Annotated in this window: 22 protein-coding genes; 11 read left to right on the top strand and 11 right to left on the bottom strand. The window is 74.3% G+C overall.

Annotated features, from left to right (window positions below):
- Positions 1-141: 141 nt before the first annotated feature.
- Entirely contained in the window at positions 142-462 is a 321-nt protein-coding gene (locus tag DOO78_RS19045; protein ID WP_111471452.1) for a 2Fe-2S iron-sulfur cluster-binding protein, read from the bottom strand.
- A gap of 25 nt (positions 463-487) precedes the next feature.
- On the bottom strand, positions 488-1,720 hold the full coding sequence (locus DOO78_RS19040) for an NAD(P)/FAD-dependent oxidoreductase (RefSeq protein ID WP_111471451.1): 1,233 nt from the start codon (positions 1,718-1,720) through the stop codon (positions 488-490).
- A 217-nt stretch (positions 1,721-1,937) separates the two neighbouring features.
- Between DOO78_RS19040 and DOO78_RS27635 the strand changes: the two genes are divergently transcribed.
- Together DOO78_RS27635 and DOO78_RS19030 are read left to right on the top strand one after the other, a co-directional pair.
- Entirely contained in the window at positions 1,938-2,309 is a 372-nt protein-coding gene (locus tag DOO78_RS27635) for a response regulator (protein ID WP_165838978.1), read from the top strand.
- Between the two features lie 95 nt (positions 2,310-2,404).
- Entirely contained in the window at positions 2,405-4,345 is a 1,941-nt protein-coding gene (locus DOO78_RS19030; protein WP_165838977.1) for a PAS domain-containing protein, read from the top strand.
- A gap of 27 nt (positions 4,346-4,372) precedes the next feature.
- On the opposite strand, the gene DOO78_RS19025 is transcribed toward DOO78_RS19030, so the two are convergent.
- Genes DOO78_RS19025 through allE form a run of 3 tightly spaced genes read right to left on the bottom strand, consistent with a single transcriptional unit; the run spans position 4,373 to position 7,052 of the window.
- Complete coding sequence (locus tag DOO78_RS19025; protein WP_111471449.1) at positions 4,373-5,386, bottom strand: alpha/beta fold hydrolase; 1,014 nt, start codon at positions 5,384-5,386, stop codon at positions 4,373-4,375.
- A complete protein-coding gene (locus tag DOO78_RS19020) occupies positions 5,383-6,282 on the bottom strand; it encodes a fatty acid desaturase (RefSeq protein ID WP_111471448.1) in 900 nt (299 codons plus the stop codon). The genes DOO78_RS19025 and DOO78_RS19020 overlap by 4 nt, the downstream gene beginning before the upstream one ends.
- 2 nt (positions 6,283-6,284) lie before the next feature.
- Entirely contained in the window at positions 6,285-7,052 is a 768-nt protein-coding gene (gene allE, locus DOO78_RS19015) for a (S)-ureidoglycine aminohydrolase (RefSeq protein WP_111471447.1), read from the bottom strand.
- A gap of 185 nt (positions 7,053-7,237) precedes the next feature.
- Between allE and DOO78_RS19010 the strand changes: the two genes are divergently transcribed.
- The 5 genes from DOO78_RS19010 (at position 7,238) to DOO78_RS18990 (ending at position 14,958) form a co-directional block, all read left to right on the top strand.
- Positions 7,238-7,966, top strand: a complete 729-nt coding sequence (locus tag DOO78_RS19010; RefSeq protein ID WP_111471446.1) for an isochorismatase family protein — start codon at positions 7,238-7,240, stop codon at positions 7,964-7,966.
- Positions 7,963-8,955, top strand: coding sequence for an asparaginase (locus tag DOO78_RS19005; RefSeq protein ID WP_111471445.1), 993 nt, complete (start codon positions 7,963-7,965; stop codon positions 8,953-8,955). The genes DOO78_RS19010 and DOO78_RS19005 overlap by 4 nt, the downstream gene beginning before the upstream one ends.
- Before the next feature lie 27 nt (positions 8,956-8,982).
- Positions 8,983-10,206 carry a metallophosphoesterase family protein gene (locus DOO78_RS19000; RefSeq protein ID WP_111471444.1) on the top strand — a complete coding sequence of 408 codons (1,224 nt, stop codon included), beginning with the start codon at positions 8,983-8,985 and terminating at the stop codon, positions 10,204-10,206.
- Complete coding sequence (locus DOO78_RS18995; protein WP_111471443.1) at positions 10,203-13,793, top strand: YhaN family protein; 3,591 nt, start codon at positions 10,203-10,205, stop codon at positions 13,791-13,793. The genes DOO78_RS19000 and DOO78_RS18995 overlap by 4 nt, the downstream gene beginning before the upstream one ends.
- Before the next feature lie 154 nt (positions 13,794-13,947).
- Positions 13,948-14,958: a tripartite tricarboxylate transporter substrate binding protein gene (locus tag DOO78_RS18990; RefSeq protein WP_243634608.1), complete on the top strand. Its 1,011-nt coding sequence runs from the start codon at positions 13,948-13,950 to the stop codon at positions 14,956-14,958.
- 259 nt (positions 14,959-15,217) lie between these two features.
- Here DOO78_RS18990 and DOO78_RS18985 read toward each other — a convergent pair whose 3' ends face one another.
- On the bottom strand, positions 15,218-15,556 hold the full coding sequence (locus DOO78_RS18985) for a hypothetical protein (RefSeq protein ID WP_128080096.1): 339 nt from the start codon (positions 15,554-15,556) through the stop codon (positions 15,218-15,220).
- 281 nt (positions 15,557-15,837) lie between these two features.
- Here DOO78_RS18985 and DOO78_RS18980 point away from each other — a divergent pair, with 281 nt between their 5' ends.
- Positions 15,838-16,311 (top strand): DUF1203 domain-containing protein, encoded by a 474-nt coding sequence (locus DOO78_RS18980; RefSeq protein WP_111471440.1) that lies wholly within the window; start codon positions 15,838-15,840, stop codon positions 16,309-16,311.
- 45 nt (positions 16,312-16,356) lie between these two features.
- On the opposite strand, the gene DOO78_RS18975 is transcribed toward DOO78_RS18980, so the two are convergent.
- Positions 16,357-18,189: an ABC-F family ATP-binding cassette domain-containing protein gene (locus tag DOO78_RS18975; RefSeq protein ID WP_111471439.1), complete on the bottom strand. Its 1,833-nt coding sequence runs from the start codon at positions 18,187-18,189 to the stop codon at positions 16,357-16,359.
- Positions 18,190-18,389: 200 nt separating this feature from the next.
- Between DOO78_RS18975 and DOO78_RS18970 the strand changes: the two genes are divergently transcribed.
- Positions 18,390-19,118 carry a hypothetical protein gene (locus tag DOO78_RS18970; RefSeq protein WP_128080095.1) on the top strand — a complete coding sequence of 243 codons (729 nt, stop codon included), beginning with the start codon at positions 18,390-18,392 and terminating at the stop codon, positions 19,116-19,118.
- Positions 19,119-19,225: 107 nt separating this feature from the next.
- Here the strand turns inward: DOO78_RS18970 and DOO78_RS18965 are convergent, their stop codons facing one another.
- Complete coding sequence (locus tag DOO78_RS18965; RefSeq protein ID WP_111471437.1) at positions 19,226-19,408, bottom strand: hypothetical protein; 183 nt, start codon at positions 19,406-19,408, stop codon at positions 19,226-19,228.
- 99 nt (positions 19,409-19,507) lie between these two features.
- Here DOO78_RS18965 and ndk point away from each other — a divergent pair, with 99 nt between their 5' ends.
- Positions 19,508-19,930 carry a nucleoside-diphosphate kinase gene (gene ndk, locus DOO78_RS18960; protein ID WP_111471436.1) on the top strand — a complete coding sequence of 141 codons (423 nt, stop codon included), beginning with the start codon at positions 19,508-19,510 and terminating at the stop codon, positions 19,928-19,930.
- Between the two features lie 101 nt (positions 19,931-20,031).
- Entirely contained in the window at positions 20,032-21,033 is a 1,002-nt protein-coding gene (locus DOO78_RS18955; RefSeq protein WP_111471435.1) for a Bug family tripartite tricarboxylate transporter substrate binding protein, read from the top strand.
- 34 nt (positions 21,034-21,067) lie between these two features.
- Here DOO78_RS18955 and DOO78_RS27630 read toward each other — a convergent pair whose 3' ends face one another.
- The 3 genes from DOO78_RS27630 to purM are packed head-to-tail and all read right to left on the bottom strand — an operon-like array spanning position 21,068 to position 23,026.
- Positions 21,068-21,223: a hypothetical protein gene (locus DOO78_RS27630; protein ID WP_165838976.1), complete on the bottom strand. Its 156-nt coding sequence runs from the start codon at positions 21,221-21,223 to the stop codon at positions 21,068-21,070.
- Between the two features lie 11 nt (positions 21,224-21,234).
- Entirely contained in the window at positions 21,235-21,927 is a 693-nt protein-coding gene (gene purN, locus DOO78_RS18950; RefSeq protein ID WP_111471434.1) for a phosphoribosylglycinamide formyltransferase, read from the bottom strand.
- Position 21,928: 1 nt separating this feature from the next.
- Positions 21,929-23,026, bottom strand: a complete 1,098-nt coding sequence (gene purM / locus DOO78_RS18945) for a phosphoribosylformylglycinamidine cyclo-ligase (RefSeq protein WP_243634611.1) — start codon at positions 23,024-23,026, stop codon at positions 21,929-21,931.
- Positions 23,027-23,127: the final 101 nt, after the last annotated feature.

The raw sequence follows: 23,127 nt of genomic DNA, 5'->3' as shown, positions 1-23,127 counted from the left end.
GCGCGCCTTCGGTGAAGTCTGCCTCAGGCGTTCCGCTCCAGAGCATGTCCTGCGAACTTCCGTTCACCTGCAATGCTCTAGGTATTTGTTCTTGCGAGCATCTTCACCCGATCAGGTGAGTCCACCCGATCGGGATCTGCTCTAGTGCTGCGCCTCCGGCATCCGCACGACCAGCCCGTCGAGGGCCGGCGTCATGACGATCTGGCAGGACAGGCGCGAATTCGGCTGCGCCGTGGCGGCGAAGCTCAGCATGCTCGCCTCCTGCTCGCCCGGCAGGCCGGTCTTCGCCAGCCAGGCCTCGTCGACGAAGACATGGCAGGTGGCGCAGGCGCATTCGCCGCCGCAATCGCCGTCGATCCCGGGCAGGCCGTTGTCGACCGCCCCGCGCATGACGGAAAGACCCTCCTCCACCTCGATCGGGTGCTCGGTCCCGTCATGCTCGATATAGGTCACCTGTGGCATGGGCTTGTCCCTGTCGGCTGGGGTGTCAGGCGGCGAGGTCGCGGAGGGATCGCGCCGGGTCGCGCAGGAGCTCGGGCGCGACCCGGGCCTGCTTCGCCACCAGGAGGCGGCCGGCCATGAAATCCGCCGGCGCGTTCACCGCCTCCACGGCGAGCACCCGCTGCTCCGGATCGAGGTGGAAGACGGTGAAGCCGCCCGCTTCCGCATCGCCGCGGATCACCGCCTCATGCGCGTCGAAGGCGAGGCCCGCCATCTGCAGGCGCAGCTCGAACTGGTCGGACCAGAACCAGGGCACCTCGGGCTGCGGCGGCGGCCGGCCGCAGAGATCGGCGGCGGCCTGCTTCGCCTGCTCGATCGCGTTCGGCACGCTCTCCAGACGTCCGCTGCGGCCATAGAGCGGCAGCGGGCGCTGCGTGCAGTCGCCGATGGCATGGATCGCCGGATCGCTGGTCCGGGCGGCGAGGTCGACCACGATGCCGCCGGCGCAGTCGAGCCCCGCCGCCTCGGCGAGCTCGGTGTTCGGCACCGCGCCGACGCCGACGAGGACCGTGTCGCAGGCGATGCGCCGCCCGTCCCGCAGCCGCACCGCGCGGACGGACCCCGCCTCGCCCTCGATCGCCTCGACCTCGACTCCGGTCAGCACCTCGACGCCCTGCGCCCGGTGCTGCGCCTCGAGGAAGCGGGAGAGCGCCGTGCCGGCGACCCGCGCCAGCACACGCGCCTCGCGCTCCAGCACCACGGCCTCGGCCCCGAGCGCCCGGGCGGAGGCGGCGACCTCGAGCCCGATATAGCCGCCGCCGATCACCGCCAGCCGCCGGCCGGGCCCGAGCGCCGCCTGCAACGCATCGGCATCGGCGGTGCCGCGCAGCGCCAGCACTCCGGCCAGCCCGGCGCCCGGCAGGGCCAGGCTGCGCGGCCGGGCGCCGAGGGCGAGGATGAGGCGGTGATAGCCCAGCGCGCGCCCATCCGAGAGCTGGACCTGGCGCGCCGCGCGGTCGATGCCGGTGACGCGGATGCCGAGATGCAGGTCGATCCGCTGCTGCGCGTAGAAGCGGGCCGGGCGCAGGGCCAGGCTCTCGGCGCTGGCCTCGCCCTTCAGCCAGGCCTTGGAGAGGGGCGGCCGCTGATAGGGGGGGTGCGCCTCCTCGCCCACCAGCGCGATGCCGCCCTTCCAGCCATATTGCCGCAGGAAGGCGGCGGCCGAGCCGCCGGCATGGCCGGCACCGGCGATGACGATGCGCGGCGGGTCCTCACTCACGCGGGTATTGCCTCCCCTTGAGGCCCGGATGACACACTGGAGACGCCGGCGGCGTCAAGGAACGCTCCGGCGCGCGACACCGGCGGTGGCAGGATGGGGGGTCACGTTCAGCGGCACTGGCGAACGCGCCGCCATGGCCGGCGTTGGCGCGATTCGAATCGTTCCCGGCGGGCCCATCCCGGCCGGGGCGGACCCTGGACCGGCAGCGGAAGTGGTGATGCGGAGACAGCGTGTACTGATCGTCGAGGACGATCCCCTGGTCGCGATCGATATCGAGACGATCGTGCTGAGCGCGGCGGATGCCGAGATCGCGGTGGCGAGTTCGGTGCGGGAGGCCCGCCGCGCGCTCGGCGAGCGCAGCTTCGATGCCGCCTTCCTCGACATCGACGTCCTGGATGGCAAGACCTTCGACCTGGCCCGACACCTTGCGGACCAGGGCACGCCCTTCGCCTTCGTCTCCGGGGCCCGGCGCGAGGAGGTGCCGGCGGTGCTGCGCGAGGCCCCCTTCCTGCCCAAGCCCTATGACCCGCAGGAGATCGAGCGCACCTATCTGGATCGTCTGGCGGCGCGGGGCGGCTCCGCTCCCTGAGTGGGCAGAGGGGGGCGGGCATGCTAGACATCCCGGTCGGACAACCGGCCCATCGCCCGATCGAGGCGGGGGGCGGGGCGAGGAAAGGCAGGTCCATGAGCCCGGCCGGCTTCGAGCCCGGAGAGTTCTGCGCAAGGCCGGCGGGTTGGGACGAACAGGCCCGGCTGGCGGCGCTCGACAGCTATGCCGTCCTGGACACGCCGCCGGAGCAGGCCTTCGACGACGTGGTGCGGCTCGCCGCGCAGATCTGCCAGGCGCCGATCGCGGTGGTCAATCTGGTCGCCGAGGAACGGCAGTTCTTCAAGGCCGAGATCGGCCTCGGTGTGCGGGAGACGCCGCTCGACGTCTCGATCTGCGCGCATGCCATCCTGCAGCCGGGCCTCTTCGTCGTCCCGGACACGACACTGGATCCGCGTTTCGCCGAGAACCCGCTGGTCACCGGCGCGCCGCATCTCCGCTTCTATGCCGGGGCGCTGCTGCAGACCGCGGAAGGGCTGCCCCTCGGCACGCTGTGCGTGCTCGACTACGTGCCGCGGCCGGAGGGGCTGACGGAGCAGCAGGGCTTCGCGCTGGAGGTGCTGGCGAAGCAGGTGATGTCGCAGCTCGACCTGCGGCGGGCGCTGAAGGCGCGGGCGGCCGATGCAGCGAAGCTGGCCGAGGGCGAGCGGCAATTCCGCATCCTCGCCGACAGCATGCCGCAGATGATCTGGGCCGCCCGGCCGGATGGCCGGGTCGACTACTACAACCGCCGCTGGCACGAGTTCTTCGGCGAGGCGGCCGCCGCGAGCCTCGGGGATGGCTGGCGGACCCTCATCCACCCCGAGGACCAGGACCGCACCGACGCCCGTTGGCAGGAGGCGCTGCGCAGCGGCCAGGCCTATGAGGTGGAATACCGGCTGCGCCGCGCCGATGGCGCCTATCGCTGGGCGCTCGGCCGGGCCCTGCCGGTGCGCGACGGCAAGGGCCGCATCATCCGCTGGTTCGGCACCTGCACCGATATCGAGGAGCAGAAGCAGACCGAGGAGCGGCTGCGGCTCAGCGAGGAGCGGCTGCGGCTGGCGCTGAGCGCCGCCGAGATGGTCGGCACCTGGGTCTGGGACGTGCCCCGCGACCGCATCACGGCCGATCCCGGCTATGCCCGGCTCTTCTCGGTGCCGGCGGTGGCGATGGCCGAGGGCCTGCCGATCGAGCGACTGCTGCCGGCCATCCATCCCGAGGACCGGGCATCGGCCGAGGCGCTGATCCAGGCGGCCCTGGCGGGCGAGGCGGGGGGCGCCTTCGAGGCCGAGTACCGGGTGGTACTCGCCGATGGCAGCCTCCGCTGGGTGGCGGCGCGCGGCCGCTGCGAGCACGACGCGGCGGGCCGTCCCACCCGCTTTCCCGGCGTGGTGATGGACGTGACCGAGCGCCGCGCGGCCGAGGAGGCGAAGGAGCTGCTGGCGCGCGAGCTCTCGCACCGTATCAAGAACATCTTCACCGTGGTGGGCAGCATGGTCTCGCTCTCGGCGATGCGCGCCGCGCCCGAGGTGTCGCGCTTCGCCACGGTCCTGCGCCGGCGCCTCAACGCCCTGGCGGCGGCGCATGAGTATGTCCGTCCGCACAGCCCGGACTCCCGGCCCGTCGAGACCGCGACCACGCTGCATGGCCTGCTCGGCAAGCTGCTCGCCCCCTATGAGGAGCCGGGCCGGGAGCGGGTCCGCCTGCTCGGCGACGATGCGCCGATCGGCGTGAAGGCGGCGACCTCGCTCGCCCTGATCCTGCACGAGCTGGCGACCAATGCCGCCAAATACGGCGCGCTCACCACCGATGAGGGACAGGTGACCATCACCGGCACGCGACAGGGGGAGCAGTTCGCCCTGACCTGGTGCGAGCGCGGCGGGCCGCCGGTGGCGGGCGCGCCCAGCCGCCGCGGCTTCGGCACGGTGCTGGCGGAGCGTGGCGCCATCACCCAGCTCGGCGGCAGCGTCGCCCATGACTGGGCGCCGGAGGGGCTGACGCTGCGGCTCGAGGTGCCGCTCGACCGGCTGGCGCATTGACGGACCCCGCCGCGCGGCGGCCCGGCCTCAGCCCTCCAGCCAGTCCCGCACCGCGGCGCGGATGAAGGCCGCATCCGGCGGGTTCGGCTGCGGGTTGCCGGCGCGATGTCCCCAGATGCTCGGGATGGGCAGCAGCCGGCCATGCCGGAGATGCGGCAGCTCCGCCGCATTGTCGGCGACCCGGAAATAGAGGTCGGTCTCCCCGGGCATCAGCAGCACCCGCGCCTCGATCGCGGCCAGCGCCCGCGCCAATTCGCCGCCGTAGCGCGGGTGGTCGGCGATGTCGCCGGCCTCCCAGGTGCGGAGCTGCGCCAGCAGGTCGGCAGCGTCGCGGCGGGCGAAGCGCTGCTCCCAGTCCCGCACCAGGAAGGTGTCCAGATCCGGCGCGCCGAGGGCCGAGAGATGCAGCCCGGCGCGATAGAAATCCTGGCTCAGCGCCCAGCCGGCATAGATCCGCCCGAAGGCCCGCAGCGCCTTGGCCGGCGCCGCGCGGAACCGCACGGCGCCGTCGTATTCCGGCGCCGCCTCCAGCGTCGCCATCAGCCCGGCGAGGAAGACGCGGTTGTGCACCGCGGTGCGGGCGCTGCCGCAATTGACCACGATGCGCGCCACCTCGGCCGGATGCGCGGCGGCCCAGTGATAGGCCTGCTGCGCCCCCATCGACCAGCCATAGACGGCCTGCAGGCGCTCGATCCCCCAGGCCTCGCGCAGCAGCCGGCGCTGCGCCGCGACATTATCCCAGGTTGTCACCAGCGCCGGCCAGTCCGGCGTGTTGGAGGGCGAGGAGGAGAGGCCGCCCGTGAACATGTTCGGGATGACGATGAACCAGCGGGTCGGGTCGAGGATGCCCTCCGGCCCGATCAGCCATTCGAGGTCCGGATGCTGCGCGCCGTAGCTGGTCGGGTAGAGCACCACGTTGTCGCGCCCCGGCGCCAGCGTGCCATGCGTCTTCCAGACCAGTCGCGCATCGGGCAGCACGCCGCCGCGATGCAGGGCGAGGTCGCCGAGCCGGAAGACGCCCTCCGCCTGCGGCCAGCTCATGGCTGCAGGCTCCGCACCAAGTCGGCATGGAAGCGGGCATAGCCCGGCTGCAGATGCGCCAGCCTCTCCCGCAGCGTGGCATGCGCCTCGGCCAGCCGGTGGAAGGGGATGAAGGGGTAGAGGTGGTGCTCGGCGTGGTAGGGCATGTTCCACATCAGCAGCCGCAGCGCCGGCGTGGTCAGCACCGTCCGGGTGTTGGTCAGCCCGTTGCGGTCGGTGCTGCAGCCGGTGTGCTCGGCCAGCAGGTAGAGCCGCAGGAAGGGCTGCGCCAGGAGCTGCGGCCCCAGCCAGTAGAGCAGCGGCGCCTGCCAGTCGAAGGCGAGGCCGGCGAGGAGGGTGCCGCCGGCCAGCACCGCCACCTCGGCGCGGAGGCTGCGGATCACCCGGGGCGCCGCCGCCGCGCCGATATAGGGATAGGCGGAGAGGTCGCCGCGCAGCCCGTCCCGCAGCACGGCGAGGCGGAAGCGCCAATAGGGCAGGGAGAGCACGCGCAGCAGATAGCCGCCGCGCGTCTCGGGCGGCGGCGTCGCCAGCTCCGGGTCGCGCTCCGGGTCCTGGGTGAAGCGGTGATGCGCGGTGTGGTAGAGCTGGTAGAAATGCCAATTGTACAAGGCCGGCAGGCCGGAGAGCCAGCCGACCACGGCGTTCAGCCGGCGGCTGGCGAAGGCGGTGTAGTGTGAGGTCTCGTGGAAGGGCGCGAACAGCGCCACCTGCACCAGGCCGAGCAGCAGCATGGCCGGCACCACCCACCAGCCCGGCGCCAGCGCCACGAGCGCGCCGGTCGCCAGCAGCAGCGCCGCATGGATCGCCGTCTGCCGCAGCCCGGCCGCGTCGGAGCGGGTGGCGAGGGCCTTCATCTCGGCGGCGCCGGGGGCCTCCATGCTCGTAGCGCTCATTCCTATAGCTCCACGTCGCGGTTGACGTCCTTGTAGAGAAGGTAGGCGGCGCCCTCCCAGCCGGTGCAGTAGAATTGCTGCGGCACGAAGCTGGCCATCCAGACGAAGTCGCCGGTCCAGAGCTCGTGCCAGTCGCGGTCGAGCAGCTGCAGCCCCTGGCCCTCCAGCATCACCAGCCCATGCTCGAAGACATGCGTCTCGACGCAGTGGAAATGCGTCCCCGGCGCGAAGCCCATGACGTTCATCTCGAAATCCATCGTCATGTCGGCGGTGCCAAGCAGGTATTGCCGCCAGCGGCCGCTCTCGTCGACGGTGGTGCGCGGCACCGTCTCGCGGCTGCCGAAGCGGAGTGCCGGCGCGTCGCAGCCCGGCGCCGGCCGGTAGCGCCGCTTGATCCAGACCGCGCGCACCGTCTCCTCGCCCCGGTTGCGGAAGGAGAAGCCGGTGCCGGCCGGCACATAGGCGAAGCCGCCCGGGGCGAGGGCGGCGCTCTCCCGCCCGGCGGCGACGGAGAGGGTGCCGGAGAGCAAATAGAGGAAATGCTCCAGCCCGTCCTCGCGCGGCTCCCGCGTGCCGCCACCGGGGAAGACCTCCAGCACCCCCTGGGCGAAGCGGGCGCCCATCTGCGGCGTCGCCTGGTAGTAGACCTGCGCGTCGCGCAGCCCGGGGAGCAGGCTGGGGAACATGCCCTCCGGCGGCAGGATGGCGTAGTTGCGGGCGAAGAGGCTGCGGTTGTGGCCGATGACGCCGGGCGGGACGAAGGCGGGCATGCGGAGGCTCCGGGGGCGGGGGCGCGGCCCCGCCTAGCCGGCGGCGGGGCCGGGCCATCGCCTAGCAGGAATCGGGCCTGCCGGGGAGTTTTCCCCTCCTCCCCGCCGGGCTAGTCTGGCAGGGCCGGCCGTCAGAGCCGGACCGAGGATCGCCGCGCCGGCCGCACCATGCCGGGAGCGTCAGCATGCACCCCTTCACCCTGCCCGAGAGCATCCAGGCTCGGGTCGTCGCCCGCTGCGGCACGCCGCACCCCTTCGCCCGGCTCGATCCGGGGCGGACGGCGCTGGTCGTCGTTGACCTGCAGAACGGCTTCATGCGCGAGGACCTGGCGCATGCCTGGTGCCCGATGGCCGAGCATGTCGTGCCGAAGGTGAACCAGCTCGCCGCGGCGCTGCGCCAGGCCGGCGGCGCCGTCTACTGGATCCAGAACACCTTCGACGCGCGCTGCGAGACCGAATGGTCGGTGATGCAGGACATGGCGACGCCGGCCGCCCGCGCCCGCCGCGCCGCGGCGATGAGCGAGGGGACGGAGGGCAATGCGCTCTGGCCGGGGCTCGATGTGCGGCCGGGCGACGAGGTGGTGCGGAAATACCGCTACAGCGCCTTCATCCAGGGCGGCTCCGACCTGCCGGCGCGGCTGCGCGCGCGGGGGATCGACACGGTGCTGATCACCGGCACGGTGACGAATGTCTGCTGCGAGAGCACCGCCCGCGACGCCATGATGCTCAACTTCCGCACCGTGATGGTCAGCGACGGCTGCGCCGCGGTGACGGATGCCGAGCATGCGGCGAGCCTGATCGCCTTCTACCTGCAATTCGGCGACGTGCTGACGGTGGACGAGTGCATCGCCGGCTTTGCTGGCGTGGGAGAAGCGGCCGGCTTCGCCGCAGCCACCACGAGGGACGCAGCATGAGGAAGGTCGCCTTCATCGGCACCGGCGGCACCATCGCCTCGATCGGCAAGGGGCCGCTCGACACCGTCGATTACGGCGCCAACGGCGTCATGCTGCAGGCGGACGGCATCCTCGACCGCTTCCCCGAGGTGCAGCAGGTCGCCGAGGTGATCGCGGTGCCCTACCGCAACGTGCCCTCGCCGCAGATCGGCTGGCCGGAGTGGAAGGAGCTGGTCCTGCTCTGCGACAAGGTGGTGGCTGAGACGCCCGGCCTCGCCGGCATCGTCATCGGCCATGGCACCGCCTCGCTGGAGGAAACCGCCTATTTCCTCTCCCTCACCCTCAAGGTGCCGGTGCCCGTGGTGGTGGTGGGCTCGCAGCGCCCGGCCTCCGCCCTCTCGACCGATGCCGGGCTGAACCTCGTCAACGCGGTGCGGGTCGCCGCCAGCGAGGAGGCGCGCGGCCTCGGCGCGCTGGTGCTGCTGAACGACGAGATCCAGGCGGCGCGGGAGGTGACCAAGACCTCGACCGGCCGCATGCAGACCTTCCGCAGCCCGGATGTCGGCGTGCTCGGCCATGCCGATGGCGACCGGCTGGCCTGGTACCGGCGGCCGCTGCGCCGGCTGGCGCCGGAGACGGAGTTCGACATCCGCCGCCGCGAGTCGCTGCCGCGGGTCGATATCGCCTACAGCCATGCCGGCGCCGACGGCACCGCCATCCGCGCCTTCCTCGCCGCCGGGGCCGAGGGGATCGTCGCCGCCGGCTTCGCCCCCGGCTTCGTCACCCCGGGCGATGCCGCGGCGCTGGCCGAGGCCCGCGCCAGGGGGGTGACGGTGGTGCAATCCACCCGCGCCGGCAGCGGCCGCGTCTTCCCCAGCACCAAGCTGGCCGCCATGGGCTTCATCCCGGGGGACAACCTGAACCCGCAAAAGGCCCGCATCCTGCTCGCGCTCGCCTTGACGGTGACGCGCGATCCGGCAGAGATTGCCCGGATCTTCGCCATGTACTGAGGCCCCGGGAGGGGGCGGCGTCCCCGCATGAAGTTCCTGCACGCCGCCGATATCCATCTCGACAGCCCGCTGGCCGGGCTGCAGGCGCGGGCGGACCTGCCGGCCGCGCTGCTGCGCGACGTCACCCGGCGCGCCTTCGCCGCCCTGATCGACCTGGCGATCGCCGAGGACGTCGCCTTCGTCGTCATCGCCGGCGATCTCTACGACGGCGACTGGAAGGATTTCTCGACCGGCCTCTTCTTCGCCGAGCAGATGGCGCGGCTGCGCCGCCCCTGCTTCCTGCTGCGCGGCAACCACGATGCCCGCTCGATCATCACCCGCTCGCTGAAGGCGCCGGAGAATGTGCGGGAATTCTCCTCCCGCACCTGCGAGAGCTTCCCGCTGCCCGAGCTCGGCATCGTCCTGCACGGCCATTCCTTCCCCAACCGGGCGGTGCCGGAGGACCTCTCGGCCGGCTACCGGGCGCCGCTGCCGGGCCTCGTCAACATCGGCGTGCTGCACACCTCGGGCGAGGAGCCGGGCGAGCACGAGACCTACGCCCCCTGCGCGCTCGGCGCCCTGCGGCTGAAGGGCTACGACTACTGGGCGCTCGGCCATATCCATGCCCGCCGCGTGCTCTGCGAGCAGCCCTGGGTGGTCTTCCCCGGCAACATCCAGGGCCGCCACCCGAAGGAGACCGGCGCCAAGGGCTGCAGCCTCGTCACCGTCGAGGCGGGCCGCGTCGTCGCGGTGGAGCACCGGGCGGTCGACCTGCTGCGCTGGGCGGCGGTGGAGGTGGATGCCGAGGGGGCCGACCTCCTCGCCCTGCACGCCCGGATCGGCGAGGGGGTGCGGGCGGCCCTCTCGGAGGCCGATGGCAAGCCGTTGCTGGCCCGGGTCACGCTCCGCGGCACCACGCCGCTGCACGCCGCGCTGCTCGGCGATGCCGACCAGATCGCCGCCGAGTGCCGCAACGCCGCCATCCAGGCCGGCGGCGAGTTCTGGGTGGAGGCGGTGAAGCTGCGCACCCGGCCGCTGCGCGCCGAGGCCGTGGGCACGCTGCAGCCCCTGCGCGAGGCCTTCGAGGCCGGGCTGGCGGATCCCGGCCTGACCGGCGATGTGCTGGCGGAATTCGAGGCGCTGCGGCAGAAGCTGCCCGTCGCGGCGCGCGAGGGGCTCGACCTGCCGGCGGATGCGGCGGCGCTGCGGGCGCTGGCCGAGGATGCCTGGGCCGAGGTCGCCCGCGCCCTGGAGGCGGCGGAGACGCCATGAGGCTGCTGCGGCTCGACCTGCTGCGCTATGGCCACCTGACCGACCTGACGCTGGAATTCCCGCCCGGCGCCGCGCTGCACCTGGTGCACGGCGCCAACGAGGCGGGGAAATCCACCGCGCTGGAGGCCATCGCCGACGCGCTCTTCGGCTTCCGCCACCACACGGGCCGCGACTTCCTGCACGAGGCCAGGGCGCTGCGCATCGGCTTCACCCTGGCCGATGCGGCGGGGCGGCAGGCCAGCTTCCAGCGCCGCAAGGGCCGGCAGAACACGCTGCTCGACGCCGCCGAGGCGCCGCTGCCGGAGGAGGCGCTGCGCCGCTTCCTCGGCGGCGCCGGCCGCGAGCTCTTCGAGCGCGGCTTCGGCCTCGATGGCGAGCGGCTGCGCCAGGGCGGCCGCAGCCTGCTCGAGAGCGGCGGCGAGGCCGGGGAGAGCCTGCTCGCCGGCATGGGGCTGCCGCAGCTCCACAAGGCGCTCGCCCGGCTGGAGGAGGAGGCGAAGTCGCTGGTCGGCGACCGCCGCACGACGCGCCGCTTCGCCGCGGCGATGGAGGCCTGGCAGCAGGCGCGCCGCGCCGCCGAGGAGGCGGCGATCCGCCCGCGCGACTGGGAGGAGGCGGTGGCGGCGCAGGCCGCCATCCTGGCGGCGCTGGCGGCGGCGGCGGCGGATACCCGCGCCCTCGCCGCCGAGGCCAGCCGGCTGCAGCGCATCCGCCGGGTGCGGCCGCGCCTCGCCGAGCTCGACCGGTTGCGCGAGGCGCTGGCGGCGGTGGCCTCGGCGCCCCGCCTGCCGCTTGGCACGGAGGAGCGGCTGCGCCAGGCCGTCGAGGCGCGGCGCGCGGCGCAGCAGGATGCGGCGCGCGAGGCCGAGGCGGTGCGGCGGCTGGACGCGGCGCGCGCTGGCCTGGCCGAGGACCCCGCGATCCTCGCGGCGCAGGACGAGATCGATGCCCTGGCGGCGCGGCGGCCGCTGCTGCTGCAGGCCGTGGCGGAGCTGCCCCGGCTGCGGGCCGAACGCCACGACTATCGCGCCGCGGCCGAGGCGGCGGCGCGCGAGCTCGGGGCCACGGAGCCGCTCGAGGCCCTGCGCGAGCGGGTGCCGCCGGAGGCGGACCGCCGCCGCGTCCAGGGCCTGCTGACCGAGCGGGCGAGGCGGCTCGCCCGGCAGGCCGCCGCCTTGCAGGCGCTCGACGAGGCGGAGCGGCAGCGCGATGCCGCGGCGGCGGCGCTCGCCGCCCTGCCGCCGCCGCCCGCCCCGGCCCCGCTGCGCCGGGCGATCGAGGCGGCGCGGGGCGAGGGGCCCCTGGACCGGGAGCTGGATCGCGCCGGACAGGTGCTGGACCGCGCGACGGCGGAGGCCCGCGCGGCGCTGGCGGCGCTGCCGCTCTGGCAGGGCGATGCCGCGTCGCTGGCCGCCTGCAAGCTGCCCTTGGCGGCCGAGGAGGCGGCGGCGGCGCGCCACCTCGCCGCGGCGGCGCAGGCCCGCGACCGGGCGGCGGCGGAGGCCGCGGGGCTGGCGACCGAGATCGCGGCGCTGGAGGCCGAGCAGGCCGCGCTGGCCACCGCCCTCGCCGCCGATGGCGCGGTGCCGACGCGCGAGGCGGTGGTGGCCGCGCGCGAGGCGCGCGACGCCGCCTGGCGGCGGCTGCGGCGCGGGCTGGAAGATGGCCTCGCCGCCGGCCCGGAGGCCACCGGCGCCTTCGAGGCGCTGGCCGACGCCGCCGACCGCTTGGCCGACCGGCGGGCCGAGGAGGCGCAGCGGGTCGCCGACTATGCGCTGCGGCAGGCCCGCCTGGCGCAGCTGCAACGCCGGCAGGACGCGGCGATGGCGGCGCGGGGCTCGGCCGAGGCGGCGCTGGCTGCGGCCGAGGCCGGCTGGGGGGCGCTCTGGGCCCCCGCCGGGCTCCAGCCCCGTGCGCCGGAGGCCATGGCGGAATGGCGGCGCGCCCGCGAGGCCGTGCTGGCCCGCGCCGCGGCCGAGGCCGAGGCCCGGCAGGCCCGGGCCGCGCTGGCGGCGCGGCGGGAGGCGGCCCGGCGCGCCCTGGTCGCCCTGCTGCCGCCCCTCGCCGGGGATGACCCCGAGGCGCTGGCGCCGCTGCTGGCCGCGGCGGATGCGGCCTGCCGCGAGGCCGAGGCGGCGCTGCTGGCGCATCGCAGCCGGGCGGAGGCGCTGGCCGCCGAGGAGGCGCGGCTGCCAGGCCGGCGCGAGGAGGCGGCCGCCGCGACCGGGGCGCTGCGGGCGCTGGAGGCCGACTGGGCCGAGGCCCTGGCGGGGCTCGGCCTGCCGCCCGATGCCGCGGCCGGGACGGTGGAGGCGGCGCTCGCCGCCTGGGCGCGGATCGCCGAGGCGGCGCAGGCCTGGCGCGTGGCGGAGGGGCGCATCGCCGGGCTGGAGGCGGTGGTCGCCGGCTTCGAGGCGGGGCTGCGCGCGGTGCTGGAGCGCCTGCCCAAGGCGGCGCCGGCGGTGCTGGAGGATGATCCGCTCACCCAGCTTCGCGGATCATCCTCCAGGCCCTTGTTTGATCGCGTGAGTCACGCGTCCGGCGAGTCCACTTCGAGCGATCACGCCCTGGCCGCCGGGCTGGCGCGGCGCCTGGAGGCGGCCCGGCAGGCGGCGGCGGAGGCGAAGGCGCTGGAGGCCCGCATCGCCGCCCATGCGGCCGAGGCGGCGGCGGCCGGGCGGCGCGAGGCCGCGGCCGCGGCCGGGATCGCGGCGTTGCTGGACGCGGCCGGCCTGGCCGACGAGGCGGCGCTGGAGGCGGCGATCGGCGAGGCGCGGCGCCGGGACGCACTGGACGCCGAGCTGGAGCGGCTGGAGCGGCTGCTCGCCGAGCAGGGGGATGGCCTCGCCGAGCCGGCGCTGCGGGCCGAGGCGGCCAGCCTCGATGCCGATGCCGCGCAGGCCCGGCTCGCCGCCATCGAGGGCGAGCAGGTGGCGCTGGCCGAACGGCTGCGCCGGCTGGGCGGCGAGCAGGTGACCGCCGAGGAGCGGCTGGCCGGGATGCAGCGTGGCCGCGACGCCGCGGCGCATGCCCAGGCCGCCGAGCAGGCCCTGGCCGAGGCGCGCGGCGCCGCCGAGCGCTATGGCCGGCTGCACCTGGCGCGGCGGCTGCTGCAGGCCGGCATCGAGCGCTTCCGCGCCGAGCGGCAGACGCCGCTGCTGCGCGCCGCCGGGGCGCATTTCGCCCTGCTGACCGGCGGCCGCTACGCGCAGCTCGCCGCCGAGGAGGGCGAGAAGGGCCGGGTGCTGCTGCGGGCGGTGCGCGGCGACGGCAGCGACTGCGCCGTCGAGGCGCTGAGCGAGGGCACACGGGACCAGCTCTACCTGGCGTTGCGGGTCGCCTGGATCGAGCACCAGGCGGCGCATGCCGAGCCGCTGCCCTTCGTCGCCGACGACCTGCTGGTGCATTTCGACGATGCCCGGGCGGCGGCGGCGCTCGCCCTGCTGGCGCGGCTGGGCGAGCGGGTGCAGGTGATCCTCTTCACCCATCACGACCATATCGCCGCCCTGGCGGCGCGGCAGCCCGGGGTGCACCTGCAACAGCTGCCGCCGCAGGCCGGCGCCGAGGCGGCGCGGCCGGCCGCCTGAGCCGCCGGCCGGGCCGGCGCGCCGGCCGGGCATTGCCGGGGGCCGGGGGCTGTTCTACAGCGACGCGGCGTTCCGCCCTGGACGCCAATCCGTCGCGGCGCCGCCATCGCGGCGCGGGGTCCCGCGGCCGGCCCTGCCGCCGGCCGCCTGCCGCATGCCCCGGCGCCGCCTGCACCGGGAGAATCTCTCCATGTCCCCCCGTCTCGGCCGTCGTGCCGCGCTGGCGCTCGGCGCCGCCACCCTCGCCACGCCGGGCCTCGACCGCGCCCAGGCCGGCTTTCCCGCCCGGCCGGTCCGGATGTTCGTGCCCTGGGCGCCCGGCGGCACCACCGACGTGCAGATGCGTGCCCTCTGCGACGCCGCCGCCCGCCGCGCCGGCCAGCCGGTGGTGGTCGAGAACAAGTCCGGAGCCGGCGGCATCCTCGGCGCCCAGGCCATGCTGAACGAGAAGCCGGACGGCTACACGCTCGGCCAGATGCCGGTCACGGTCTGGCGCACGCCGCTGATGTCGACCCGGCCGATGTACGATCCGGTGAACGATTTCACCTACATCATCCATCTCTGCGGCTATCTCTTCGGCGTCGTCGTCCGCGCCGACACGCCCTGGAAGACCTTCCCGGAATTCCTCGACTACGCGAAGGCCAATCCCGGCAAGCTGAATTACGGCTCGCCCGGCATCGGCACCTCGCTGCACCTGACGATGGAGCGCATCGCCGCCGAGCGGGGCATCGACTGGACGCATGTCCCCTTCCGCGGCTTCGCCGAGAACATGAATGCCCTGCTCGGCGGCCAGATCGACGCGCTGGCCGACAGCAGCGGCTGGTCGCAGCTGGTCGAGGATGGCCGGGCGCGGCTGCTGGTCACCTGGGGCGAGCAGCGGGCCAAGCGCTTCCCGGAGACGCCGACCCTGCGCGAGGTCGGCATCGACATCGTCAGCGCGTCGCCCTACGGCATCGCCGGGCCGAAGAACATGGACCCTGCCCAGGTGCGGGCGGTGCACGACCTCTTCCGTCCGGCGCTGGAGGATCCGGCGCATCTGGCGGTGCTCGAGCGCTTCGACATGCCGGTGATGTACAAGGGGCCGGAGGAGTATGCCGCCTTCGTCCGCCAGCAGGTGGCCGAGGACCGGGCGATGATCGAGCGGCTGGGCCTGAAGCTGAACTGACGCCCGCCGCCCGGCCCTGTTGAGGGGCGTATCGGGGGCGTGCCGATCCTGTCCGATGCGCCCGGCCGGCCGGGATCGCGGCGATCAACCGCCGGGGATCGGGGGTCAGGGCCGATGTCCCGCCGCAGGAACGGCGAAAGCCCCTGCCGCAGGGCGGCAGGGGCTTCGGGGGCTCGGGGCGGGGGCCGCCTTCGCGGCTCATGCTCCGGGCCCTGGCGCGCCGGGGGGGGGCGGCGCGGGGGGTGGGGGAGCGGGAGCCTTAGCCGCGATGGCCGCGGGCGCTGCCGGCATAGAGGCCGGCCTCATTGGCCTGGTCCACCGGCCGGTAGACGATGTGCCGGTTGCCGGCCTCGCCGGTGATCTCGGCGACCATGCCATTCGGCGCAACCGTCGTCAGAGCACCGCCATAAACCAGGCGCTGGTCGTTGGCGCCGCCGACGATGGTCGCGGCACCGCCGCCGACCACGTTCCCGACCGGCGCGTCGTAGACCACCTGGGCATCCGGGCCGCCACCCACCATCCGCGGTCCACCCTGGGCCAGCGCGGCGCCCGTCAGGCCCAGCGCGAGGGAGGAGGCGAGAAGCATGGTGCGAAACATGATAAGAAACGTCCTTCACAGTGTCGGGGCGGTCGCGCCGCCCTTTCGCTGCATGAGATGCGCCCTATTCCTCCATCATCCCAATGCTGATCGTGGATGCCGATGATTTGCCAGGTTGATGACATGGCAGGGGTGCGCGCCATGCAGGGGATGGCGCGCGATCCACGCGGCATCGGCAAGATCGCAGCAAGGTGAGGGCCGGGACGGACCGGCGCAACCGGCGGATGGCGGCGCCGCACCGGATTGGATGCAATGCGGGACCGTAGGAAAGGTCGCCGCCGATGCCTGGATTCCGCTGCACGCCCATGCCGGCCGAGACGGCGCGGCGCTGGCGCGCCATCGGCCGCGACGATCGCGGGCTCGCGCTGCATCACCGGCTGGTCGGTGGCCCCGGCTTTCCCTGCCGGCATTGCCTGCAACTCGGCGCCGCGGGCGAGGCGATGCTGCTCGGCAGCTACCACCTGCCGCATCCGCAGGGCGTCTACTGGACACCGAGCCCGGTCTTCCTGCATGCGCGGGATTGCGCGCGCTACGCGGCGCAGGACGAGATCGCGCCGATCGTGCTGGCCAACCCGCTGGTCTCGGTGCGCGCCTATGACGCGGCGGCGCTGTGCCTCTACGATCTCGGCGCGGTCAGCGAGGGCCGCGCGGTCGCGCCCCATCTCGGGCGCGCGCTGGCCGATCCACGGGCCCGCTGGATCAACATCCACACCGCCCGGCCGGGCTGCCTGCTGACGGCCGTCGAGCGGCTGTAGGCCCCGCGGCGCTCAGGCGAGCTCGAGCTTCTCCTGCAGCTCCAGTCACTCCGTCTCCAGCGCCTCCACCTCGCGCGCGATGACGGCGCGGCGCGCCGTCGCGCGGGTGATCAGCTCGGCATTGTTGTTGGCGTAGAGCCGCGGATCGTTCAGCGCGGCATCGATGCTCGCCGCCTCGCCCTGCAATTTGGCGAGCTGCGCCTCGACGCGCTTCAGCCGGTCGCGCAGCGGCGCCAGGGCGGTGCGCGCCTCGGCCCGCTCGCGCCGCTCGTCGCGCCGCGTCGGCGCGGCCTCGAGCTTCGCCGGCCCGCGCGCGCGCTCGGCCAGCAGGGCGCGGTACTCGTCGAGATCGCCCTCGAAGGCGCGCACCGTGCCGTCGGCGACCAGCCAGAGCCGGTCCGCCACCAGCTCGACCAGATGCGGATCATGGGTGATGAGCACCACCGCGCCGCCATATTCGGCGAGCGCCTTCACCAGCGCCTCGCGGGCGTCGATGTCGAGATGGTTGGTCGGCTCGTCGAGGATGAGCAGATGCGGCGCCTCGCGCGTGCAGAGGGCGAGCAGCAGCCGCGCCTTCTCGCCGCCCGAGCAGGCGGCGATCAGCGTCTCCGCGCGGTCGGCATCGAGGCCGAAGCGGGCGAGCTGGCTGCGGCACTGCGTCTCCGTCGCCCGCGGCAGCGCCGCCTGCATGTGCGAGAGCGGCGTGCCGCGCGGATCGAGCTCCTCCGCCTGGTGCTGCGCGAAATAGCCGACGCGCAGCTTCGGCGCCCGGTGCATCTCGCCCTCCAGCAGCGCCAGCCGCCCGGCCAGCACCTTCGCCAGGGTGGACTTGCCGTTGCCGTTGGCGCCGAGCAGCGCGATCCGGTCCTCCTGGTCGAGCCGCAGGTTCAGCCCCTGCAGCACGGCGCGCCCGTCATAGCCGGCGCCGCCGCGGCTGATGGCGAGCACCGGCGGCGGCAGGGCGGTGGGCTCGGGGAAGGCGAAGCGCGTCACCGTGTCCTCGACCACCGCCTCGATCGCCGGCATGCGCTCCAGCGCCTTCAGGCGGGACTGCGCCTGCCGCGCCTTGGTGGCCTTGGCGCGGAAGCGATCGACGAAGGTCTGGATGCGGGCCCGCTCGGCGGTGAGCTTCTCGTTCTGCGCCAGTTGCTGCGCCTGCCGTTCGGCGCGGACGCGGACGAAATTCTCGAAGCCGCCGGGGTAGAAGGTGATCTTGCCGCGGTCGAGATGTGCGATGGCGTCGACGCAGCGGTCGAGCAGGCCGCGGTCGTGGCTGACGACGACGGCGGCGCCCGGGAAGCGCTGCAGCCAGCCCTCCAGCCACAGCGTCGCCTCGAGGTCGAGATGGTTGGTCGGCTCGTCCAGCAGCAGCAGGTCGGGCTCGAGGAAGAGGGCGCGGGCCAGCGCCACGCGCATCCGCCAGCCGCCGGAGAACTCGGCGATCGGCCGCGCCTGCGCCGCGGCGTCGAAACCGAGCCCGGCCAGGACGGTCGCGGCCCGGGCCGGCGCGCTCTCGGCGCCGATGGCGATCAGGCGTTCGTGGATCTCGCCGAGCCGGTGCGGCTCGGTCTGGGTTTCGGCCTCGGCCAGCAGCGCCGCCCGCTCAGTATCGGCGGCCAGCACCGTCTCCAGCAGGCTGGCCGGGCCGCCCGGCGCCTCCTGCGCCACATGGCCGAGCCGGGCGCGGGCGGCGAGGCGGATCTCCCCGCCATCGGGCTGGATCTCGCCGATGATGGCGCGCAGCAGGGTGGACTTGCCGGCGCCGTTGCGCCCGACGAGGCCAATCTTGCGGCCGGGATCGACGCCGAGATCGGCGCCTTCCAGCAGGGCGCGGCCGGCGATGCGGAGCGTCAGGTCACGGATGGCGAGGACGGTCATGGCCGGCGCTTCTACAGCGGATCGCGACGAAAATTGAGCGGCAATCCGGCAGGGCGGAGGGCACGGGTTCTTAACGACATTTCGTTACGGCTGGGGATGCCGGCTCGCCTGAATCCTGGCCCGCGGCCGGCGACCAAGGGCATTGATGGTCGATATCAATGCGTTGGCATGAGAGTGTTCCGGGGCCGGGGAGGTCGCGCATGCTCAGTCTGGACGCAGTACGCCTGGCATCGACGATGCTGACCCTGCCATCGGCTGCGGCATCGCCCGGGACCGCCGCGGACCCGGCGAAGGACCGGGGGCCGGCCTCCCTGCTCGACATCCGCTCGGGCCAGGACGCGAGGCGGGCGGCGGTGGAGGCGCAGTTCGGCGCGCTGTTCGACGCGACCGGCAACCGTGCCCAGGGGGTCGAGGCCATTGCCGGCGAGGTGGCGGCGAAGCAGGCTACGACGGGCGGGGGCGCCTTCGCCGTCTCCATCGAAATTCCGGGCGGGGGATTGGTCACCCTCGCCATGTCGCCGGGCGAGATGCGGCGTCTGATGCGTGGCGATCTGCCGGATGATTTCGGCGGCACGGTGAATGGGCAATCCGTGGTCGGCCTGGTGAAGCGCGCCATGGAGGCGGCGGCTGGCAAGGACGGCCTCGCCGCCATGGCGGGGGAGGATGAGCTCGGCTCGGCGCTGGTGCGGCAGCTCCGCGACCTGCAGAAGAAAGGGGAGGAGGATGCGGCGGAGGACACGGCGACCGCCTCCGGAACGGGTGGCATCGACCATGCCCGCCTGTCCCTCGGCGACGGCACGCGGGTCACCCTGGTCTGGTTTCCCGCGGCGAAGGATCAGGGAACGGCCACCCAGGCCGCGAGCAACGGCACCGCGACCGATCAGCCCGGAGCGGCCTCGACCGGCGGCAGGCTCGACCGAATTGCCTGATTGGGGCGGCCCAGGTGGTGACACGGCGACGGCGCCGCCAGACGCGGGGTTCGTACCTCCGGTTCACCGGGGCCTGGGCCGCCTCGCGCCCCGGGCCCAGCGACCCGTCAGCCCGGTGGGGGCTCGCTGTCGGGCATCGGCCGGGCCGCGGGCTTCGGCGGCTCGCCGCTCCACTCATCCTCGATCAGTGCCTGCTGGCCGCTGACCAGGTCGAGATCGGCCTGGCTCGGCGGGCGGGGGATATAGCCCTGGCGGGGCTGCGGGTCCTGGGCATGCCGGTCGTCGCTCATCCCGCCTCAACGCGCCCGGGCGCGCCCGGTTGGGCTTGCATCCATCGGGAACCCCGCCTATCGGGCGGCCCGACTCCCCGGAACCCGAAGGAACAGCCCATGGCCGTCGAGCGCACCCTCTCCATCCTGAAGCCGGACGCGACGCGCCGGAACCTGACCGGCAAGATCAACGCCAAATTCGAGGAGGCGGGGCTGCGCATCGTCGCCCAGAAGCGGCTGCACCTCTCCGAGGCGCAGGCCGGCGCCTTCTACGCCGTCCACAAGGAGCGGCCCTTCTACAAGGACCTCGTCGCCTTCATGACCTCCGGCCCGGTGGTGGCGCAGGTGCTGGAGGGCGAGAACGCCGTCGCGAAGAACCGCGAGATCATGGGCGCCACCAACCCGGCCAACGCCGCCCCCGGCACCATCCGCAAGGAATTCGCCGAGAGCATCGAGGCGAACAGCGTGCATGGCTCCGACAGCGCCGAGAATGCCGCGACCGAGGTGGCCTTCTTCTTCTCGGGCATCGAGATCGTCGGCTGAGCCCCGCTGCCGCGCCGCCCGCCCCTTGATCCGCGGCAGGGGGCGCGGCAGGCTGGCGGGCAAGGGGGAATGCCGGTCCCGGCCCTGATGCTGGAGACGCCATGCCCCCTCTCTCCCGCCGCGCCCTGCTCGGCGCGGGCCTCGGCCTGCCGCTGGCCGCGCCGGCCATCCTGCGCCCGGCCCTTCTGCACCCGGCCCTGGCCGCCTATCCCGACCGACCGGTGCGCATCGTCTCGGGCTTCGCGCCGGGCGGCTTGAACGACATCGTCAGCCGCGCCATGGCGCAGGCGCTCGGCCCGGTCCTCGGCCAGCCCGTGGTGGTGGAGAACCGCCCCGGGGCCGGGGGTGGCGTCGGCGCCGCGGCGGCGGCCCGGGCGGCGCCGGACGGCAGCACGCTCTGGATGGGCATCGTCGACACCCAGGCGATCAACCCGAGCTCCTACCGCTCCCTGCAATACGATCCCGAGCGCGACTTCGCGCCGATCAGCCTGGTCGCGCATTTCCCCTTCGCCGTGGTGGTCGGCCCTTCGCAGGCCGGCCTGCGCGACTTCCCGGCGCTGATCGCGGCCGGCATGGCGGCCCCGGGCCAGCTCACCTTCGCCTCCTGGGGCGTCGCCAGCACCTCGCACCTGGCGATGGAGCGCATCTTGCGGGCCAAGGGGGTGGAGATGCTGCACATCCCCTTCACCAGCCAGTCGCCGGCGATGCAGGCGATCATGGCGGGACAGGTGGACTGCATGGCGCTGCCGGCCGGCGGGGCGGAGAGCCTGACGCGGGACGGCCGGACCCGGGCGGTCGCGGTGATCGCCGAGAGGCCGCTCGCGATCCTCCCCGGCGCGCCGCCGGTCAGCGGCTTCGGGGTCGATCTCACCTCGGGGCTGTGGAAGGCGATCTACGCCCCGGCGCGGACGCCGCAGCCGATCCTCGACCGGCTGAACGGGGCGGTGCGGGAGGCGATGCGGGCGCCGGCCTTCATCGAGGTGGTGCGGCAGCAGGGCGCCGTGCCGCAGCCCTCGACGCCGGAGGAACTGGCGGCGCTCGGCCGGCGCGAGCGGCAGGCCTGGGGCGAGGTGGTCCGGGCCACCGGCGCCTATGTCGATTAGAGCCGGTGCGGGGCCGATCGCGGCCCCGACCGCCTCAGGCGACGAAGAGGAACAGGCCCAGCAGCACCAGGACGGTGAGGGCGATCGCCCAGGTCAGGAATTTGGTGAAGCCCACCCAGCCGCGCTGCCGGTCCGCGAGGATGTCCCTCGCCTCGACCGCCGAAAAATCGTAGCTCTGCTGCTCAGCCACGGCCGCGTCCCTCATCCGATCCGGTGCGACGGTGTAGGAAGCGCCGCAGATTCCGGCAAGGGGTTGATCAGGCTGGCGGCCGGGGCCGCGGCCTCCGTCACCAGGGCGCGTCCCGCCTCCACCCGCACCCGCCCCGCCGCCAGCCAGGCGAGCGCCGCCGGATAGATCCGGTGCTCCTCCGCCAGCACCCGGGCGGCGAGCGCGGCGGGCGTGTCGCCCGGCAGCACCGGCACCGCCGCCTGCGCCAGGATCGGCCCCTCATCCACCCCGGCGCTGACGAGGTGCACGGTGCAGCCATGCAGCCGCACGCCGGCGGCGAGCGCCCGCTCATGCGTCTCGAGCCCCGGGAAGGCCGGCAGCAGCGAGGGGTGGATGTTCACCAGCCGGCCGGCCCAATGCTCGACGAAGGCCGGGGTCAGCACCCGCATGAAGCCGGCCAGCGCGACGAGGCCGATGCCGTGCCGGGCCAGCTCGGCCTGCATCGCCGCCTCGAAGCCGGCGCGGTCGCCGCGGAAGCCGCGGCTCTCCACCACCGCGGTCGGCACCCCCGCCGCCGCCGCGCGCTCGAGGCCGGCGGCATCGGCGCGGTTCGACAGCACCAGGGCGATCTCGGCCGGATAGGCCGGGTCGCGCGCGGCGGAGAGCAGCGCCGCCATGTTGGAGCCGCGGCCGGAGATCAGGACGGCGGTGCGCAGGCGCGGCATCTCAGCGCGGCCAGGCGGCGGGCAGGTTCTCGATGCGCAGCCCGGCCGGGCCCGGCGCCGCCTCCAGCGCGCCGATGCGGAAGACCTGCTCCCCGGCCGCGGTGAGTTGCCGCGCCGCCGCCTCGGCCTCGCCGGCCGCGACCACGGCGACCATGCCGATCCCGCAATTGAAGACCCGCAGCATCTCGTCCGCCGCGACATTGCCGCTGCGGGCGAGCCAGGCGAAGACCGGCGGCACCGGCCAGGCGGCGGCATCGATCACCGCCGTCACGCCCTCCGGCAGCACCCGCGGCAGGTTGCCCGGCAGGCCGCCGCCGGTGATATGCGCCGCCGCCTTCAGCAGGCCGGCGCGGTGCAAGGCGAGCAGCGACCGCACATAGAGCCGCGTCGGCGCCAGCAGCGCCTCGGCCAGGCTCTGGCCGGGGGCGAAGGGGGCCGGGTCGGCGAGCGCCGCCCCGGCCGCCGCGACCACCCGCCGCACCAGGGAGAAGCCGTTGGAATGCACGCCGCTGCTGGCCAGGCCGAGCAGCACGTCGCCCGCACCCACCGCCCGCGGCAGCAGCGCCCCGCGCTCCGCCGCGCCGACGGCGAAGCCGGCGAGGTCGTAGTCGCCCTCGGCATACATGCCTGGCATCTCCGCCGTCTCGCCGCCGACCAGGGCGCAATTGGCCTCGCGGCAGCCGGCGGCGATGCCGGCGATGACGTCGTGCGCCTGGGCCGGCCGCAGCCGGCCGGTGGCGAAGTAGTCGAGGAAGAAGAGCGGCTCGGCCCCCTGCACGACGAGGTCGTTGACGCACATGGCGACGAGGTCGATGCCGACCGTCGCATGCTGCCCGGCCTCGATCGCCAGGCGCAGCTTGGTGCCGACGCCATCGGTCGAGGAGACCAGGACCGGATCGGTGAAGCCCGCCGCCTTGAGGTCGAAGAGTGCGCCGAAGCCGCCGAGGCCGCCCATGGTGCCGCTGCGGGCGGTCAGCTTCGCCAGCGGCTTGATCGCCTCGACCAGCGTGTCGCCGGCCTCGATGTCCACCCCGGCCTCGCGATAGGTCAGGCTGCCGGCGGCAGTCGTACCGGACGTGACATTGCGGGAACTGGTCAGGGCGGCCTCCAATCGGCTAAGGGGAGTCAAGGCGGCGGCACGGCCGTGTCGCCGCGCCCTAGGCGCGCCGCGCGCCGGAGTCCAGAGAGGGTTCGGATGCG

It is taken from the genome of Roseicella frigidaeris, assembly GCF_003258945.1.
GTDB classification, from domain to species: domain Bacteria; phylum Pseudomonadota; class Alphaproteobacteria; order Acetobacterales; family Acetobacteraceae; genus Paracraurococcus; species Paracraurococcus frigidaeris.
This window is presented reverse-complemented; position numbering and strand designations above follow the sequence as displayed.